Annotated in this window: 18 protein-coding genes and 1 rRNA gene; 7 read left to right on the forward strand and 12 right to left on the reverse strand. The window is 42.2% G+C overall.

Annotated elements, in window-relative coordinates:
* Positions 1 to 15 precede the first annotated feature (15 nt).
* Positions 16 to 127 (forward strand): 5S ribosomal RNA (rrf, locus tag A37S_RS0115480).
* Positions 128 to 392: 265 nt separating this feature from the next.
* Here rrf and A37S_RS24915 read toward each other — a convergent pair.
* The 4 genes from A37S_RS24915 to A37S_RS0115505 form a co-directional block, all read right to left on the reverse strand.
* Positions 393 to 3623 (reverse strand): glycoside hydrolase family 2 TIM barrel-domain containing protein, encoded by a 3231-nt coding sequence (locus A37S_RS24915; RefSeq protein ID WP_051293224.1) that lies wholly within the window; start codon positions 3621 to 3623, stop codon positions 393 to 395.
* A 95-nt stretch (positions 3624 to 3718) separates the two neighbouring features.
* A complete protein-coding gene (locus A37S_RS0115495; RefSeq protein WP_036602768.1) occupies positions 3719 to 4564 on the reverse strand; it encodes an aminotransferase class IV in 846 nt (281 codons plus the stop codon).
* Between the two features lie 4 nt (positions 4565 to 4568).
* Positions 4569 to 5717 carry a DmpA family aminopeptidase gene (locus A37S_RS0115500; protein ID WP_036602793.1) on the reverse strand — a complete coding sequence of 383 codons (1149 nt, stop codon included), beginning with the start codon at positions 5715 to 5717 and terminating at the stop codon, positions 4569 to 4571.
* Between the two features lie 74 nt (positions 5718 to 5791).
* Positions 5792 to 6493, reverse strand: a complete 702-nt coding sequence (locus tag A37S_RS0115505; protein WP_245586405.1) for a 3-keto-disaccharide hydrolase — start codon at positions 6491 to 6493, stop codon at positions 5792 to 5794.
* A 390-nt stretch (positions 6494 to 6883) separates the two neighbouring features.
* On the opposite strand from A37S_RS0115505, the gene A37S_RS27530 reads away from it, so the two are divergent.
* Both A37S_RS27530 and A37S_RS0115515 read left to right on the forward strand, forming a co-directional pair.
* Complete coding sequence (locus tag A37S_RS27530) at positions 6884 to 7252, forward strand: dihydroneopterin aldolase (RefSeq protein WP_028297780.1); 369 nt, start codon at positions 6884 to 6886, stop codon at positions 7250 to 7252.
* A 49-nt stretch (positions 7253 to 7301) separates the two neighbouring features.
* Positions 7302 to 8741 carry an FAD-binding oxidoreductase gene (locus tag A37S_RS0115515; RefSeq protein ID WP_084163932.1) on the forward strand — a complete coding sequence of 480 codons (1440 nt, stop codon included), beginning with the start codon at positions 7302 to 7304 and terminating at the stop codon, positions 8739 to 8741.
* On the opposite strand, the gene A37S_RS0115520 is transcribed toward A37S_RS0115515, so the two are convergent.
* Both A37S_RS0115520 and rfbA read right to left on the reverse strand, forming a co-directional pair.
* Positions 8738 to 9172 carry a hypothetical protein gene (locus A37S_RS0115520; protein ID WP_157278713.1) on the reverse strand — a complete coding sequence of 145 codons (435 nt, stop codon included), beginning with the start codon at positions 9170 to 9172 and terminating at the stop codon, positions 8738 to 8740. The genes A37S_RS0115515 and A37S_RS0115520 overlap by 4 nt on opposite strands.
* A 9-nt stretch (positions 9173 to 9181) precedes the next feature.
* A complete protein-coding gene (gene rfbA / locus A37S_RS0115525) occupies positions 9182 to 10060 on the reverse strand; it encodes a glucose-1-phosphate thymidylyltransferase RfbA (RefSeq protein ID WP_028297783.1) in 879 nt (292 codons plus the stop codon).
* Between the two features lie 310 nt (positions 10061 to 10370).
* Here rfbA and A37S_RS0115530 point away from each other — a divergent pair, with 310 nt between their 5' ends.
* From A37S_RS0115530 to A37S_RS24925, 3 genes are read left to right on the forward strand one after another with little or no spacing between them, the layout of a single operon-like run.
* Entirely contained in the window at positions 10371 to 10937 is a 567-nt protein-coding gene (locus tag A37S_RS0115530) for an RNA polymerase sigma factor (protein WP_028297784.1), read from the forward strand.
* Positions 10938 to 10949: 12 nt separating this feature from the next.
* Positions 10950 to 11303 carry a hypothetical protein gene (locus A37S_RS24920; protein ID WP_051293226.1) on the forward strand — a complete coding sequence of 118 codons (354 nt, stop codon included), beginning with the start codon at positions 10950 to 10952 and terminating at the stop codon, positions 11301 to 11303.
* Between the two features lie 30 nt (positions 11304 to 11333).
* A complete protein-coding gene (locus A37S_RS24925; protein ID WP_036602772.1) occupies positions 11334 to 11561 on the forward strand; it encodes a hypothetical protein in 228 nt (75 codons plus the stop codon).
* Between the two features lie 66 nt (positions 11562 to 11627).
* On the opposite strand, the gene A37S_RS0115545 is transcribed toward A37S_RS24925, so the two are convergent.
* The gene (locus A37S_RS0115545; protein WP_028297785.1) at positions 11628 to 12209 is read right to left on the reverse strand and encodes a DJ-1/PfpI family protein; all 582 of its coding nucleotides are present in this window, start codon (positions 12207 to 12209) and stop codon (positions 11628 to 11630) included.
* Positions 12210 to 12307: 98 nt separating this feature from the next.
* A complete protein-coding gene (gene lipA / locus A37S_RS0115550) occupies positions 12308 to 13186 on the reverse strand; it encodes a lipoyl synthase (protein ID WP_028297786.1) in 879 nt (292 codons plus the stop codon).
* A 107-nt stretch (positions 13187 to 13293) separates the two neighbouring features.
* Here lipA and A37S_RS0115555 point away from each other — a divergent pair, with 107 nt between their 5' ends.
* A complete protein-coding gene (locus A37S_RS0115555) occupies positions 13294 to 13701 on the forward strand; it encodes an OsmC family protein (protein WP_028297787.1) in 408 nt (135 codons plus the stop codon).
* Between the two features lie 39 nt (positions 13702 to 13740).
* On the opposite strand, the gene ytxJ is transcribed toward A37S_RS0115555, so the two are convergent.
* The 4 genes from ytxJ to A37S_RS0115575 all read right to left on the reverse strand — a co-directional run bounded on the left by ytxJ (position 13741) and on the right by A37S_RS0115575 (position 16258).
* Positions 13741 to 14070: a bacillithiol system redox-active protein YtxJ gene (ytxJ, locus tag A37S_RS0115560; RefSeq protein WP_028297788.1), complete on the reverse strand. Its 330-nt coding sequence runs from the start codon at positions 14068 to 14070 to the stop codon at positions 13741 to 13743.
* A gap of 75 nt (positions 14071 to 14145) precedes the next feature.
* Positions 14146 to 14886 carry a hypothetical protein gene (locus A37S_RS0115565; RefSeq protein ID WP_028297789.1) on the reverse strand — a complete coding sequence of 247 codons (741 nt, stop codon included), beginning with the start codon at positions 14884 to 14886 and terminating at the stop codon, positions 14146 to 14148.
* A 200-nt stretch (positions 14887 to 15086) separates the two neighbouring features.
* A complete protein-coding gene (gene ribH, locus A37S_RS0115570) occupies positions 15087 to 15575 on the reverse strand; it encodes a 6,7-dimethyl-8-ribityllumazine synthase (RefSeq protein ID WP_028297790.1) in 489 nt (162 codons plus the stop codon).
* 23 nt (positions 15576 to 15598) lie between these two features.
* Entirely contained in the window at positions 15599 to 16258 is a 660-nt protein-coding gene (locus A37S_RS0115575) for a tetratricopeptide repeat protein (RefSeq protein WP_028297791.1), read from the reverse strand.
* Positions 16259 to 16434 lie beyond the last annotated feature (176 nt).

Here is a 16434-nt window from a genome sequence, read left to right on the forward strand (position 1 = left end):
CCGTCAAACCCTATTTCAGGTGCCTATATCGGCGGGGTCCACCTCTTCCCATCCCGAACAGAGAAGTTAAGCCCGCCAGAGCCGATGGTACTGCAGTAACATGTGGGAGAGTAGGTCGGCGCCAAACCTTATTGTAATAAATTGGAGAAAGTCCAGATGCGATGCGTCTGGGCTTTCCTTGTTTTGGATCATTCCTATCCGATAAATCTGTAAGTAGTTTAGAATAAGGAATAGCTATTGCTTTTTGCTCGAATATGTGTGCTGCCTGTTTTAAAAATGAACGGACAATTGAGCTTTATTCCAATCCTCCTAGGAGAACTATGGGGAGCTACCTGCCAGAAATTGGGTGAAATAAACTTAGAGCAATATAGTATCTCTGTTTTCTCCGTGGGCTAGTCCAGCTCTTCCATATTTCTTATAGGCCTGATACTAAAGCTGAATACCGTGCTTTTTTTGTCCACGTTATATGAGGGTAATATAGTAGGACCACAGCTCGCATTTCCAACCCCTCTTTGCTCCACATCGATATATAAGTAATTGGCACCACTCTCTGATAGTTGGTGGTTGTGCTGTGCTTTATGGAGTGCTTCTTCGGAATATTTGCTCAATGTGAATGAAAAATAATCGTCTCCATCTATTAGTAAGCCAAGACTCTGGTCATAACCAATGTAAAGCCAACGGTTGTCTTCCCTATTTCCATTACTTTGTGGAAACAGATAAGTCTCCGAAAGATTTTTGATATCACTTTTATATCTTCCAATAAAAGCGCTTTCTTTTCTATCATTATAGTTCTCGTGAGGGCCTCTTCCAAACCACTCTACATCCTCCAGTTCGTCATTTAATACCCATTTAAGGCCCAATCGAGCTAGGGGGATGCCGGACGTATCTGGAACCCATTTATTTGAGATATGAATGGCACCGCTGCCATCTATGGTATAGATGGTATTGCATTTTACAACGTAATTGGATTTTGTCTTCGCCAAAATCTGTACGTCAACTTGACTGTGTTGGCCGTCAATGTTATTTACAGACATGTTCTCAACGGTATAAGTCAAAGAATCGTATCCTTCTTCATGCCAAGGAATTGGATTCCCCCAATCTTTTAGCCTGTCATTGTCCAATAGTGCTCTGTATATATTCACTCTGGGACCGTTTTCGGCGCCATCTATTATCGATTTATTGTCATAGGCAAGGGAGGAAATCGTTCCGGTATTTTTATTAAAACTTACATGGAACTGTTCTCCAATGAACGTGAGGTCTTGATCGTTCTCCATGTTGATCAACTGCGGGGCCGCGTTTTCGTCCAATGCTTGGACATGATAATGTTTTTTTGCGAGTTCAATTTGTTCTTTGGCTATCTCGAATCCTTGCGGCGACCATAGTGTTGCCTCTTTTAGTTGAAAAGAAGTGTTTAAGTGATAGTCCTTATCAGTGGCATAATCAAAGTCTTTCAATTCGGCTATTTGTATAACGGTGCTGTCATTTGCTTGCGCCAAAGGTGAACTGATATTCCCTTCTAATACCTTTTTCCCATCTTCAAGTAGCTGCCAATGCAAATCGAAATTACTCGTGGGTATGAAATTATAGCCATTGGTGATCTGGAAAGTCGCTTCGGCTATATTTAAAGCATTAAAGTCTATATACTGGTATACTTTTTTGACTTCTTGTAGTTTAGCCGTGGTAGAACGATTGGCCTTAATCAGGCCGTCCACTGAAAAATGGCCGTCATTTGGTTTATCTCCAAAATCGCCTCCATAGCCGTATATGATTGCTCCGTTTTTATCCTTTCCAATTGGGATAGCATGGTCCGCCCATTCCCAGATGCAACCACCTATCAATCTTTTGTGGGCCTTGATGATATTCCAATACTCACGCAGGTTACCTACTGCATTGCCCATCGCATGGGCATATTCGCACATAATAAAGGGTTTTGTCGACTGATTTTGCCCAGCTTTTCGTAACGATTCAGTAGATGGATACATAGTTGATTCGATATCTGCCACTTCGTTATAACTTTCAAAATGTATGGGACGAGTGTGATCTATATTCAGAATGGCTTGCCTACAGGCCTTGAAATTCTCCTCTCCCCAAGATTCGTTTCCAAGAGACCAGATGATGACCGAAGGGTGGTTCTTATCGCGCTGCACCATGCTTTCCTGCCGAGCCACATAGGCAGCTTGCCAATGCAGGCTGTTGCCAAGTTCTTTTTTAGCACCATGGGTTTCTAGATCGGCCTCATCAATAACATACAGCCCATATTGGTCGCACAGCTTATACCACCTAGGATCGTTGGGATAATGGGATGTTCTGACGGTATTGATGTTATTCTGCTTCATTAATTTAATATCCTCTATCATGCTTTCTAGAGGAACGGCTTTCCCATATTGGGGGTGCATTTCGTGCCTATTTACCCCTTTTAGGATCACTGGGATACCATTAATGAGTAATTGGCTGTCTTTTATTTCTACCTTTCTGAATCCAATTTGACTGCTTTGTGTCTCGATAATACGGCCATCTGCATCTTGCAGCTCGAGTACAAGTGTATAAAGATTTGGTGTTTCTGCTGTCCATAATTTCGGCAGGTTGACCGTAGTTTCAACCTGCACTGGTATTTCTTCTTCTTTGTCCGAGCGATTGGTTAACTTATTAAGAAATCTGCTAAACCAAGATGAGTTTTTATCCTTTTGAAAGGGCTTTAGGGAACTAATTCTAGCTGTAGCATTTTCGTCTAAGGTTATCTCTTCCTTCTTGTCATCAAATAGTCGTATATTGATGGAAGCATTGGTGATTTTATGTGAGTTGTAGTTGGAGAGATAGGTATTTACCTGTAATGTGCTTGATGATAGGTCTTTTGAGAGTACGGTTTCTACTTTGTAGTCGCGGATATGAAGCTGTGGCGTAGCATACAAGTATACAGAGCGATGGATGCCTCCTAATCTGAACATATCTTGATCCTCCAGGTAGCTTCCGTCACTCCATTTGTAAACTTCGACAGCAAGCGTGTTCTTGCCTTGTTGTAAATAAGGACTTATGCGAAAAGTGGCACCGCTCATGCTTCCTTCACTATATCCCACTTTCTCGCCATTGACCCAAAGATAAAAGGCACTTTGTACTCCTTCAAAACGAATGAAGACTTCCTTGGCTGTCCAGTCAAGTGGCAGGTCGATCTCTTTTTTGTAAGAACCTACCGGATTGGGCTCTTTCGCTTTTGTCCAACTTGAATCGACGGGTTTCATGATTTTTGGCGGATCGTAAGTAAAAGGATACCTGATATTGGTATACATGGGCGTTCCATAGCCATTTATCTCCCAATTGGAAGGCACGTTGAGCTCGTCCCAGCCAGCGTCGTTGAAATCCAATTTGTAAAAGTCCTTTGGCCTCTCGTTTGGTGACTTGGACCACTTGAATTTCCATGTTCCGTCCAAACTAAGGAAATAAGGAGATTGCTCATATTGATGCGTTAACGCTTGCTCGTTGGAGGCAAAGGGAACAGTATTGACTGCTGGAGTTTCTCGATTTATCTCGAATATCTTCTCGTTTTCCCAATCATGTATTATTTGTGCCGATACCTGGGTGGGTATAATAGCGATTATGAATAGTAAGTAACAGAAATTGATTTTCATTATTTTTAATAATCAATGGTGTCGATGCCATTGCATTAGTCCGATGGCTAATTATTTTCTAGAATAAGAACGAAATAATTATACAATACGTATCCCTATTCGGTGTGACTAGGTGTTTGATGTTTTATATGTTCTTGCAGTAGTGTAAAAAGCATATCCGTTACTGATCCACACTGCCCGTTGCCGATTACTTTATCATCAATGTGGCTGATAGGCATAATGTTCTTTGTGGTACTGCTTATAAAAGCTTCTTCGGCTTCATACACCTCCTGAATCGAAATAGGACCAATTTCTACAGGCATTAGCGGTTTGGCCAATTGGATGATATGCTTACGTGTGATTCCGGATAAAATTTGATCTTTGGCGGTTTTTAATACCTTGTCTTTTGTTACTATGAAAAAATTAGCCCTGGGACACTCGGTGATACTGTGTTCATTATAATAGAGGATATCATCCACATCTTTGTATTCACCTGAAGACAACGTCTTGATAGCCATGAGGTAATCAATCGTTTTGACCTGAGGTAATTGCCTCTGGTGGGCAAAAGTTTTTATTTTAAGACCCGTTTTATCAATCGTATCTTGAAGCTTCAATGCTTGCTGAATGATGATGAAGTTGGGTTCGCTAATCGTATAGGCGTCTTTTGAATAACCTCCTGTGAGTTCAAAACGCATACCGGAATAAGGCAGATCATTCTTTTCAATGATCCCATAAATAATGTGCTTTAATTCATCTCGCTCATATTTTACGGGAATGAATAGCTCTTTTGCTGAACGGTAGAAACGATCAAGATAGTCGTCCAAAAAGACCGGCTGATTTTCTATGATCTTAAAATAATCGAAAATACCGTATCCTCGCTGAATGGCAAGGTCCGAGACATGAATTTTCGCTTCATCACTGGGGATGAACTCGCCGTTTATCCAGCTATATTTGGTAGTCATGATGTTATTGTTGTATTTTTTGTTGATGTTGATTTGCTATTTTGATGACCTGGTCTATGGGTATGGCTTTTATTTCATGTCCATTGAAGCCAGTCATGTCCTGCGCCATAAAAAGCGAATTGATAATCGCCTCTTCCGTGGCTTCGATAGCCGCCATAAATAGGGGAGAGGTATAGTCATTATGCAATAGCTCTAGCGGCAGTGTTTTTTGTTCCGTGTTGTGTGGTATTCTGAGATTTGGAGCAGTGGAGAAGGCAATTACATAATCTCCGCTGCCATTGCTGGCGATGCCACCAGTCTTCGCCAGGCCCATAAAAGCTCGCTTTGCCAATCGCTCTAGGTTTCGGGCATCGAGCGGGGCATCGGTTGCCACAATAATCATGCATGAACCGTCTACATTGTTGAGTAAATTGTTGCTAAAAGAGAATTTCTCAAGCTCCTTCCCAACTGGATGTCCATCTACTTGAAGTACACCTCCGAAATTACTTTGCACCAGTACTCCTACCGTATATGCCCCTAGGCTTGTTGGTAATTTCCTGGATGAGGTACCTATTCCTCCTTTGAAGCCAAAGCATACCGTTCCAGTGCCTGCACCAACATTTCCTTCGGGAACAGGGCCGTCGTGCGCTTGGTCAATGGCATTGAGCACGTCATTAATGCCGACATGCTGACCTCTAATGTCATTGAGATAGCCATCGTTTGTTTCGCCTACTACGGCATTGACCGATTGAACGCTTTCATTGCCCTTTTGGGATAAGGTGTATTTTACTACGGCATCTATCGCAGTGCCAACATTAAGCGTATTGGTTAGTATGATAGGACTTTCTATATTGCCCAATTCCATTACCTGCGTGCTGCCAGCGAGCTTTCCAAATCCGTTTCCGATAAAAATAGCGGCAGGAATTTTCTGTTGGAACAGGTTGCCTTGATGTGGAAGTATAGCCGTGACGCCAGAACGTATAGATGTTCCATCCACGAGGGTGGTATGTCCAACCCTCACTCCAGTTATGTCTGTGATGGCATTGAGTGGACCAGGTTGCATGACCCCAAATGTGAAACCGTAAGCTCTGGCACGTTTTCTTTCTTGTGCGTTGGATATGACACTGAAATGCAGGAGCGTGATAGTTAAGCACAAGAAGTTTAAGTATTTCATGGCTTGAATGAGCATAGTGAACAGGTAAAAATAGAAAAAGCTATTCAAAAGGAATAGCTTTTTCTACATTACTTTTACTTATTCAGCTCTCGAACCCATATATTGCGGAAGCTGATGGGCTTGCTGGGATCACCATGTGACTGTAGTTTAATGGGAGAGGGGCCATGGGCCTTATATACCGGATGGCCAATGTAGAACGTTTCACCCTTCAATTCCACATTATTGTGTACTAAGACATTGTTTATAAAAGCGGTAATCTTTGCAGGAGAGATCAATGAGCCATCTGTGCCAAATTTCGGCGCCGTCCATACCAGATCAATGCTTTGCCACTCTCCAGGTTTTCTGGCTGGATTGGCAAGAGGGATGAATTGTTTGTAAATGGAACCCAATTGTCCATTGCTATAGGTCCTGTTCTCGTACGAATCTAGTATTTGGAACTCATAACCTTCGTCGTTTGGTCCTGTTGAAGCCAAAAATAAGCCGCTATTTCCCCTGCCTTGCTCTTCACCATCAATATCCTTCGGGATATAGTATTCCAAGTGCAGTTGGTAGTCTTCAAATCGCTGCTTTGTTTGTATGTTTCCAGCGGGTTTATTGACCGTAAATGTTCCCCCGCCTACAATCCACTCGGCTTTTTCGCCAGGTCTCTTGGCTGGTTCCCAAGCATCTAAGTTGGTGCCGTCAAACAAAACAATGGCATCCGAAGGTGCTTGATCTTTGGGTGTAGCAACTACTGGAGGAACAGGCTCCCATACTTCTGTGTCTTTTGGTGTCATCTTTTCGTTCTTTTGCTGTGAAAATACAGGGGCAATAGAAGCCATTAAAAATACAGGTAAAATGAAATGTTTATAAGTCATATGTGCATATTTATTCATTATGTTTGGTTTTTAAGGGCATTCATGAGATACCTCGTTTGACTATCTGTTTGTTTACCAATGGGGTCTAATATCCGACCTCACTCTCATTGGTACTTGCCCCTTCGGCACTCATGGATGTTTCCCGTCATTAATTGGTTTATAAAGCTATTAATATACATTAATAAAGGCAAACATATAAAAATAGCTGTAAATATCGAATCAAAAAATGCAGTTCATATGTCGGTCTATGGAAGAATGGTTATTAAGGGTGCCTTTTTTGTGGACAGGAAAATGTGTAGGTTTGCGATTATGGAATCTTACAAGCAAGTGATTGCTTTACAAAATCTTAGGTTTTATTCCTTTCACGGCTTTTATCCCGAAGAGCAGATTTTGGGCAATGAGTTTTTTGTTGATGTTTATTGTTATGTAAATAAGGTGCTTGGCGGTGGAGATGAGTTGAAAGAAACCGTAAATTACGAAACATTGTATGCCATTGTGCGTGAGGAGATGAACATGAGCAGAAAGCTATTGGAGACAGTAGTTGATGCTATAGTGAGAAGAGTGAAGGAGCGGTACTCGTTCTTGGAATATATAAAGGTTAGTATCAGGAAAATGAATCCTCCATTTGGTGCCGATACTGCCGAAGCTTTGGTTTCTCTTGAGTGGGTGAAAAATTGAGAAAAAGCTAATATATTTGAAATGACCAATTAGTATTAAACCAAATAGTATGATAGAAGATGAATTGATATCACCCGCTGAAGAGGGCCATTTGGGATATTCCAAAATAGATGTAGACCTATTAAATGAAATTCAAGAGATTATCCCGGCAGGCAGGTTATTATATAAACGGGAAGATATAGAGCGATATAGCCATGACGAGACGGAAGATCTGAGGTTTTATCCAGAATTGGTGGTGCTTCCCGAAAGCGTAGAGGAGATATCCAGGCTGCTCAGCTTCTGCACGCAATACCATATTCCTGTCACGGCTAGGGGCGCAGGTACTGGTTTGGCTGGCGGTGCCCTGCCTGTTTTTGGAGGAATAGTATTGTCTTTGGAGCGGCTAGATAGGGTGTTGGAAATAGATGAACGCAATTTGCAAGCCACCGTAGAATCGGGGATAATTACGCAAAAGCTAATGGATGCCGCTGCAGAAAAGGGCTTGCTTTATCCCATTGATCCTGCTAGCAAAGGTTCCTGTTTTATTGGGGGCAATATCGCCAATGGCAGTGGCGGGCCACGTGTTGTCAAATACGGCACTATTCGCGACTATGTACTCAACCTGGAAGTTGTATTGCCTTCTGGGGAAGTGATATGGACAGGTGCAAACACCTTAAAGAACTCGTCTGGCTATAGTCTTACGCAGCTTTTTATAGGCTCGGAAGGTATGCTGGGTATCGTGACGAAGGCGGTTTTGAAGCTAGTTCCCAAACCAAAACACGACATGCTCATGATGGCTTCCTTTCCATCCAATGAATTGGCATGCGAAGCTGTGGGGCATGTTTTTAGAAACGGAATAGTCCCATCTGCACTCGAATTTATGGAAAGAACGGGAATAGAATGGGTGATGCGCTATGATGATGTGCATTTTGATTTAAAGGAGGGGGCCCAGGCATTTCTACTTATCGAGTTGGACGGTAATAATACAGAGATATTGATGGAGGAGGCCGAGGCGATTTTTAAAGTATTGGACGCTCACCAGGCAATGGACGTACTTTTGGCAGATACCGTAGCCCAAAAAGAAGCGCTTTGGAATATGAGAAGAAGAATGGGCGTATCGGTCAAATCCAATTCGGTTTATAAAGAGGAAGATACGGTAGTGCCGAGAGCTGAACTGCCCAAGTTGATTTCCGGGGTAAAGGTATTGGGTAAAAAATATGGTTTTGGATCGATATGTTATGGGCATGCCGGTGATGGCAATTTGCATATCAATATCATTAAGGGAGCAATGAGTGATGCAGATTGGGCGACAAAATTGAAGGAAGGTATTAAGGAATTGTTCGAGCTTACGGTAGCTCTCGGAGGAACGATTTCCGGAGAGCATGGAATTGGCTTGGTGCAACGACAGTACATGCCCATAAAGTACAGTCATATACATCTGGCACTACTCAAAGGGATAAAGCAACTATTTGACCCCAAGAATATATTGAACCCGGGAAAAATATATTAACTTTTATTGATAGCCATCGCTATCAATCTGTCTATTAAAGTAGGCAAGTCCTTTGCGTCGATGTCCTTTAGCTCATTGGTTTTCCCGATGATTTGCTTTTGTAAGTTGTCGGTGCGAATGACAGTTTGACCAAATCTGATCGTATCTGAATCAAGCCCAAATTCGTTTATCCGACTTTCATCCATATCTATGACAACCCCCTTTTCGTTACTCCCCTTTCCGCTATAGGCTATTTCTATTCCTAGTTCGACAAAAATAGATCTTATAGCTTCCCTAGTGGTGGTTTGATCCATATTGATAGGCTGTATCTCTTTGTCGAGATCATCCACGATGAGGATTTGTTCATTTCCCCTGACTATTTTGACTACAGAGACAACAAGTCCATATAGTATGTGGATTGCCTCCTGATCATTTTCATCTAGTAGTTCCACCACTGCATGTTAGTCTTCCAGGTCCTCTTTCAGTACCGATTTGATGAGGTATTTGCCATATCCACTTTTTATGAGTGGTTCGGCTATCTTTCTCAGCTGATCGGCATTGATAAAGCCCATACGATACGCTACTTCTTCAATACATCCCACCTTGAGCCCTTGCCGTTCCTCGATGACCTGCACAAATTGGCCAGCTTGCATCAGCGATTTAATGGTCCCTGTGTCGAGCCACGCCGTTCCTCTGCTGAAGACACCTACTTTCAGTTTTCCTTGTTTCAGGTATTCTTTGTTGACATCGGTTATTTCATATTCGCCCCTGGCAGATGGCTTGATCGTTTTCGCTATTTCGACCACACTATTGTCATAGAAATAAATACCTGGAACAGCATAGTTTGATTTGGGTTTTGCAGGTTTTTCTTCTATGGAGAGCACGTTGTTGTTTTCGTCAAATTCTACTACACCATAACGCTCGGGGTCGGACACAGGATAGGCAAAGACCACACCGCCTTCGGGATCGGCACTCGATTGCAAGAGCTTCGATAATCCCTCGCTGTAGAATATATTATCTCCCAATATCAGGGCCACCTTGTCCTTCCCGATAAAGTCCTCTCCCAATACGAATGCCTGCGCCAGTCCATTTGGCTCTTCTTGTACCTTATAGCTGAAACGGCAACCGATGGCAGACCCATCTCCAAGCAGTTTCTCGAAATTGGGCAGGTCGTGTGGGGTAGATATGATGAGTATGTCCCTTATCCCTGCCAACATCAATGTGGACAAGGGATAGTAGACCATCGGTTTGTCGTATACGGGCATCAGTTGCTTGCTCACCGCCAGGGTAATGGGGTGTAAGCGTGTTCCAGAACCTCCAGCTAAGATTATTCCTTTCATCTGTTTATGATATGTTTTTTAGTGGTCAGATGGAGCCCTTGATGATTAATCCGCCAAAGGCGGAGCCCTGTGGGTAATTAATGATTATTTTAATCATGTCGGGTTCATAGTTTCAATTATTGAGGTAAAAATATAAAAAAAATGACGAAGTAGTTAGTTGTAATGGGATTTTAGTTGCCTTATTGGATAGTTGGACTGCTATTCAACTACATTAGTTCGACGAATAAGTAGTACATCAAAAAAGATAAAAAAAAATGAAATGTTTCGGTTGGTTGTTCGTCTACGTTATTAATAGGTAATAATAGGGGGCATGTCTGATTTGTACGTCATGGTAGAAGAGCAGCGAAGTAAAGTAACCAAGTCCATACAACATTATGGAAAAGAGTTGCTGGGCTTCATACGTAAGCGGGTAAGGAGCGATGCGGATGCAGAGGACATTTTACAGGATGTATGGTATCAATTGAGTGCGGTGGTCAATGCGCAACCAGTAGAACAAATGGGCGCATGGCTCTATAAAGTAGCTAGAAACAAGATTATTGATAAACACCGCAAAAAAACGGAGACTGTTTGGGAACCTAAAAAGATGGGGTCGGAGGAAGACTTGGAAATAGAAGATCTGTATTTAATATCCAATAATACGCCTGAGACAGCCTACGAGAGCAATGAAGTGTGGAAGCAGTTGTTCCTCGCTTTGGAAGAGTTGCCACCGAAACAGCGAGATGTTTTTGTCTGGCACGAGCTGGACCAAATACCCTTTGCGCAGATTGCAGACATTACGGGTGAGCCTGTGGGCAAGCTAATCTCTAGGAAGAGATACGCCGTCCTTCACCTGAGAAAGCGGCTGAAATTATTGTATAGTGAAATTGTAAGTAAATAAACATTAGAGCATATGAAAAGATTGTTTAAAAGTAGGGTGCGGTTTGTCGCTATCCCCTTGTTGGCACTGGCCTGTGTCGGTTTGGTAAGTTTTGTCGTAATGCAATTATGGAATTATGTGGTTCCGTCTATTTCTGGCCTTAGCAGCATTACATTTTGGCAGGCAATGGCTTTATTCCTCCTGTGCAAGCTATTATTCGGTTTTGGAGGTGGCAAGAAAGGTGGTGGACCTTGGACACGGAGAGCAGGGTGGAAGCGATTTGACCAAATGAACGAAAAAGAGCAGGAAGGCTTCAAAGCATCGATGCGCTATCGTATGTGTCACTGGGACAAAGAGACACCTATCCAAAATGAAGATAAGGCGTAACAAAGAACTCCTGATTTAATCTAAGATGTAATGGAACAAGTATTTATCTTTAAAACTAGTGTAGACACCAGAAGAAAGGTAAAGAAGGTGTCGACGTTGTTGGAGTCAATGAGGTCTGTTCAGCAATGGAATTTCAATTTGGATGACTGCGACAAGATAATGAGAGTGGTCACCGATGAAGATGTGAAACCGCAGATGATAGAAGAAATGTTGAGGATGGAGAATATTTTTTGTGAGAATTTGGAATATGAGTTATAAATAAAAACACGTCATGGTGGCTATCTTGGTGACACCATGACGTGTTGAGAAATACTTCATAAAACCTTAGGAAAACGAGATTTCCACTCCCAGCAATTTGTAAAATCCCTTTAATATCGCTGCGTTTCCAGGCCATGCAGGGGAAGTGGTCAAATTGCCATCGGTGATGGCCTGATCTGCCGGTATCTCCTTGAAATTGCCACCCGCGAGCGTCACTTCAGGACCCACGGCGACATAAGCAGTCAAGGTACGCCCTTTGACCACGCCTGCCGCAGTTAGTATTTGAATGCCGTGGCAGATAGCGGCAACGGGTTTATTCGTTTCAAAAAAATGGCGGGTATACTCCAATACTTTTTCGTTCAGGCGGATATATTCCGGTGCACGACCTCCTGTAACATATAGGCCATCATATTCTGCAGGATTTACTTTGTCAAAATCTTTATTGAGCACAAAATTGTGCCCCCTTAATTCCAGGTATGTCTGAAATTCGGTAAAATCATGTATGGCTGTGGCCACCTTATCACCTGCTTTTTTATCTGGACAAATGACATCTACGTCAAAACCCACGGACAATAAGGCCTGATAGGGAACCATAATTTCATAGTCTTCTACAAAATCGCCTGCAAGCATTAATATTTTCTTTCCCATAATAGCTAAATCAATTGTTCGGTTAAAGTTACAAATAGCTATGGGTTTTGCAAAATACCTACCTTAAATAGAATTGAAAAGATGCTTTGGGCTCCCGATTACATATCGAATAAATGCTTTTCTGCATGATAGGAAGAGCGGACAAGTGGGCCGCTTTCCACGTACTTGAACCCCATTTGGATACCTATTTCTCGGTATCTGTCAAATTGTTGGGGAGTAACCCATTCTATGACGGGGTGATGGGCTTTTGTGGGTTGTAAGTATTGGCCCAACGTGAGTATATGTACGCCAGCGTCATATAGATCCTGCATGGCCTCTATCACATCCTCTTCCGACTCTCCAAAGCCGAGCATAATGCCCGATTTGGTACGAAGTCCGGCAGCAGATATCCTGCGAAGACATTCCAAACTACGGTCGTATTTGGCTTGAATACGCACCTCTCTAGTAAGCCTTCGCACAGTTTCCAAATTGTGCGACACGACTTCAGGACGCACGGCCAGTACACGATCCAGGTTTTCCCAATTACCTTTGAAATCGGGAATAAGGGTTTCCAACGTGGTTTCGGGACTTTCCCTGCGAATAGCGAGAACAGTTTCTGCCCAAATGGTGGAACCGCCGTCCTTTAGATCGTCTCGATCTACTGAGGTTATAACACAATGCTTTACCTGCATTAATTTTACCGACGTAGCCACACGTTGTGGTTCATCCAGTTCAACCGCTTTTGGTCTGCCGGTGGCTACCGCGCAAAAGGAGCAAGAACGGGTACATATATTACCCAAAATCATGAAGGTGGCTGTACCTGCTCCCCAGCATTCCCCCATGTTCGGGCAATTGCCGCTTTCGCATATCGTGTGCAGCTTGTGTTCGTCCACCAGACCGCGCACATGCTTGTATTCTTTGCCCACAGGTAACTTTACGCGAAGCCAGTCGGGTTTACGTTGGGTTTGAGATACGGGGATAACAGGTAGTTCTATCATAGTACAAAAATAGAGATAATAATTGTATTTTTAGCGCTCAAAAATAGTGTATGCATATGTTCTTTCTATAGAACATGTGTGATTATTACATCTTTATTATATTTGGAATGGCAACTATAGAAACTGTTTATTTGGGTGAATTGCGGACCTCTGCCAAGCATGTTCAATCTGGAAAGGAACTTATTACCGATGCCCCGGTGGATAATCAAGGAAAAGGGGAGGCGTTTTCACCCACCGACCTTTTGTCTGCTGCATTGACCAGCTGTATGCTCACTATCATGGGAATTGCAGCTCGTACGCATGGCATTGCGTTGGAAGGGACTCGGGTAGAAACAACCAAGATTATGCAGGCAAATCCTCGTAAGGTAGCGGAAATTGTCGTAGATTTTCACTTTCCGGCCAGTTTACAACTTGAGGAAAAACAGCGAAAACTATTGAGTAAGGCGGCAGAGACATGCCCTGTTTATTTGAGTTTGGACCCTGCCATAAAGAAGACTATCCATTACAACTGGTAATCTATATTAGGCTGCCAGTTTCGGCAGCCTATCCTATGTTTATTGAAGTTGCTTGCGCGTTTCTTGCGCGTCTATTCCGCTGTGTGATTCATTGTACACACATTTGTTGCCATAAATAAGTAGCAACTGTGGAGATTCATGCTGGACATCCCATTTTTGGGCAACGGCATTAGAAATATCTCTGTGTGCAATCAAATCCAAAAAGTAGCAGGGAAGATCTGCGGGCAGTAGGTCTCTTTCCATTTCAAACTGCCTTTTGGCCATGCTGCTGACAGGACACCGGGTACTATGCTTGAAAATCAAGCTATATCCCTCTTGTTGTCCGATTTCTTCCAATTGTTTTAAATCATTGAGCTTTATCCATTCCATGGTATTATTTACGATTTACGATTTTTAGATTGGCACAATTCCATATGCCAAATGTCTTATGTCTGATGTCCAACATTATGGACTGGAGAATTTTTGTGGTTCTACGTTGACGAGCGCCGATACTATTGGATAGCTGATGCTTTGGTTTCTTTCAGGATCGTTCAGAAAGGTGGCCAATTGGATGCCCCCGCCAATATCCTTGTAGCGCATGCATAGAAACCTGTTTTCCAGTACGCCGCTGCTATTATACGATTCCCATTGGAATATCTGCCCATTGTTTACGTCGATATATAGCTTGCTTGTGACGGTCGTTTGTATCTCTAGGGTGAAATATTTTTTGTTGCCTATCAATTCTTGATCACTTACCTCAATATGTTGGCTGCCTTCCAAAAGTAATGGAGGGAAGAGCCAATATGCGTCATTTTGGAAAGAATTAAGTGCATAACTGAGCCACTCGCGTGCTTCTTTTTTCTCTGTCAGCCTTTTGTTGTTGACGTAGACCTGCCCGCTTTTGTTTTTACTGTTGAATAAAACTACAAGTTTTTCGTTTTTTTCGGGCAATATCCCTTCAAAACGGCAACGACCACTTTTGCTGTCCCAGATATAAGTGTGGCTACCCTTGGTGAGGTTTTTGGTCGATGGATTGCAGGTAAACATAAAAAAGTGCGCTTCATCCCATGCTTCTTTTCCTCCAAGTCCAGTCCATATTAGGTTGAGTACGGTTTCCTTAGTTTGAGAAATGGCCTTGTTAAAACATAAGAACAACAAAAAGCATATGCTCGTCAACTGCTTTATATTATATGAATTAATCTTCATTTCTATATTTTTAAAAGCAAGTAGGTAACAATATACTACCCTTATAGTTTGATATTTTTTAATCTAAAGCCGTTATCACAAGTCGATATTCGGGGTTGATAATATAGAAGTCTAACTAAAGGGAGAGCAATCAATATTCTAACCCTTTAGTTAGTATTAAACTGCTTTTATCTGAAAATATTGCTTAAAGACGTATATATTTAGAAACTACGGCTCAATTGGGCCATCTGTATAGCTGTGACGGCCGCTTCCTCCCCTTTATTTCCGTGCTTGCCGCCTGCTCGTTCCAAAGCTTGTTCTAAGGTATTGGTAGTGAGCACTCCGAAAATGACTGGTTTTCCATGCTTGATAGATACATCGGCAAGTCCGTTGGCCACTGCATTACATATAAAGGTGAAGTGTGGGGTGTCTCCTTGTATAACGCAACCTAAGCAAATTACCGCGTTGATATCCGCATTGCGCAACAATATATCAGCACCACTTATTAATTCGTAGCTTCCCGGAACTTGCACCACGGTAATGTCTTGCCCTTTAGCTCCTTGTTTTATCAAGAGTTGGTACGCACCGTCAAAAAGCGCTCCAGTGACCTGTGCATTCCATTGAGCAACAACGATAGCAATCTTGAGATCACTAGCGCTCGCTACATCTATATGGGAGAAATCAGAGAGGTTTTTGAGTGTGGTAGCCATATCTTGAATTAATTACAGCATAACTACTGTTGCTTTGCCTCACTTCTTGCTATATAGCTGTCAACGATAGAGGCCTCATAGCTTTCAGGATAGTCGGACTTTATCTTCTTATATGCAGCAAGAGCGTTTTTGTAATCGTTTTGAGCTTCATTCACCAATCCCAGTTTCTTTAGAAATAGAGGTGTGGTAAAGTTGTTGTCGCTTTTCTCAGCCGCTTCTTTATAATTCTGAGCTGCTTTTTTATAGTCTTTTAACTCCGAGTAGGCATCACCCAATAAACCGACTACTAGTGGGTCTATAATGGGGCTTCCGCTATCGCTATATTTTTCGAGTGCGTTTGCTGCTTCTTGATACTTTCCTTGACGTAAGTATAGACCTCCCAGATAAGCATTGGCAATATTGGCCGACTTGGTATTGGAATATTCATCCGCTATTTCCTTAAATCCTAGATAGGAGCCATCACCATCTATTGCTTTATTATGCAAAGAATCAATCAAAGCATACTGTTCAGCACGAAACATTTCATTGGAAGCTTTTTCGGCTCTAGGTGCTAAATAGAAATATTGGTAACCAAAAAATAATATAACCAATACGACGACACCTATTGCAATGAAAGCAAGGCTTTTTTGGTTGTCACGGACAAAACTACCCGTTCCGTTGTTTTTAGTGTTATTGACGCTCACTGTTATTTGTTAATGTTTGCTTCTATTAATGAATTTTAAAGATTGCAAAAATACATTTTTAGTAGGTACTTACAAGTTTATTTGTGCTTAAAATTTTTGTCAATTGAAGGGATGCGAATTGTCCTTTGCCGTGCCTGTGCCTATCTTTTATTTCACGTTCGGCGTTTTGCATCCCA

Origin of the sequence: Olivibacter sitiensis DSM 17696 (assembly GCF_000427965.1) — a bacterium.
In the GTDB taxonomy this organism is placed as follows: Bacteria; Bacteroidota; Bacteroidia; order Sphingobacteriales; family Sphingobacteriaceae; genus Olivibacter; species Olivibacter sitiensis.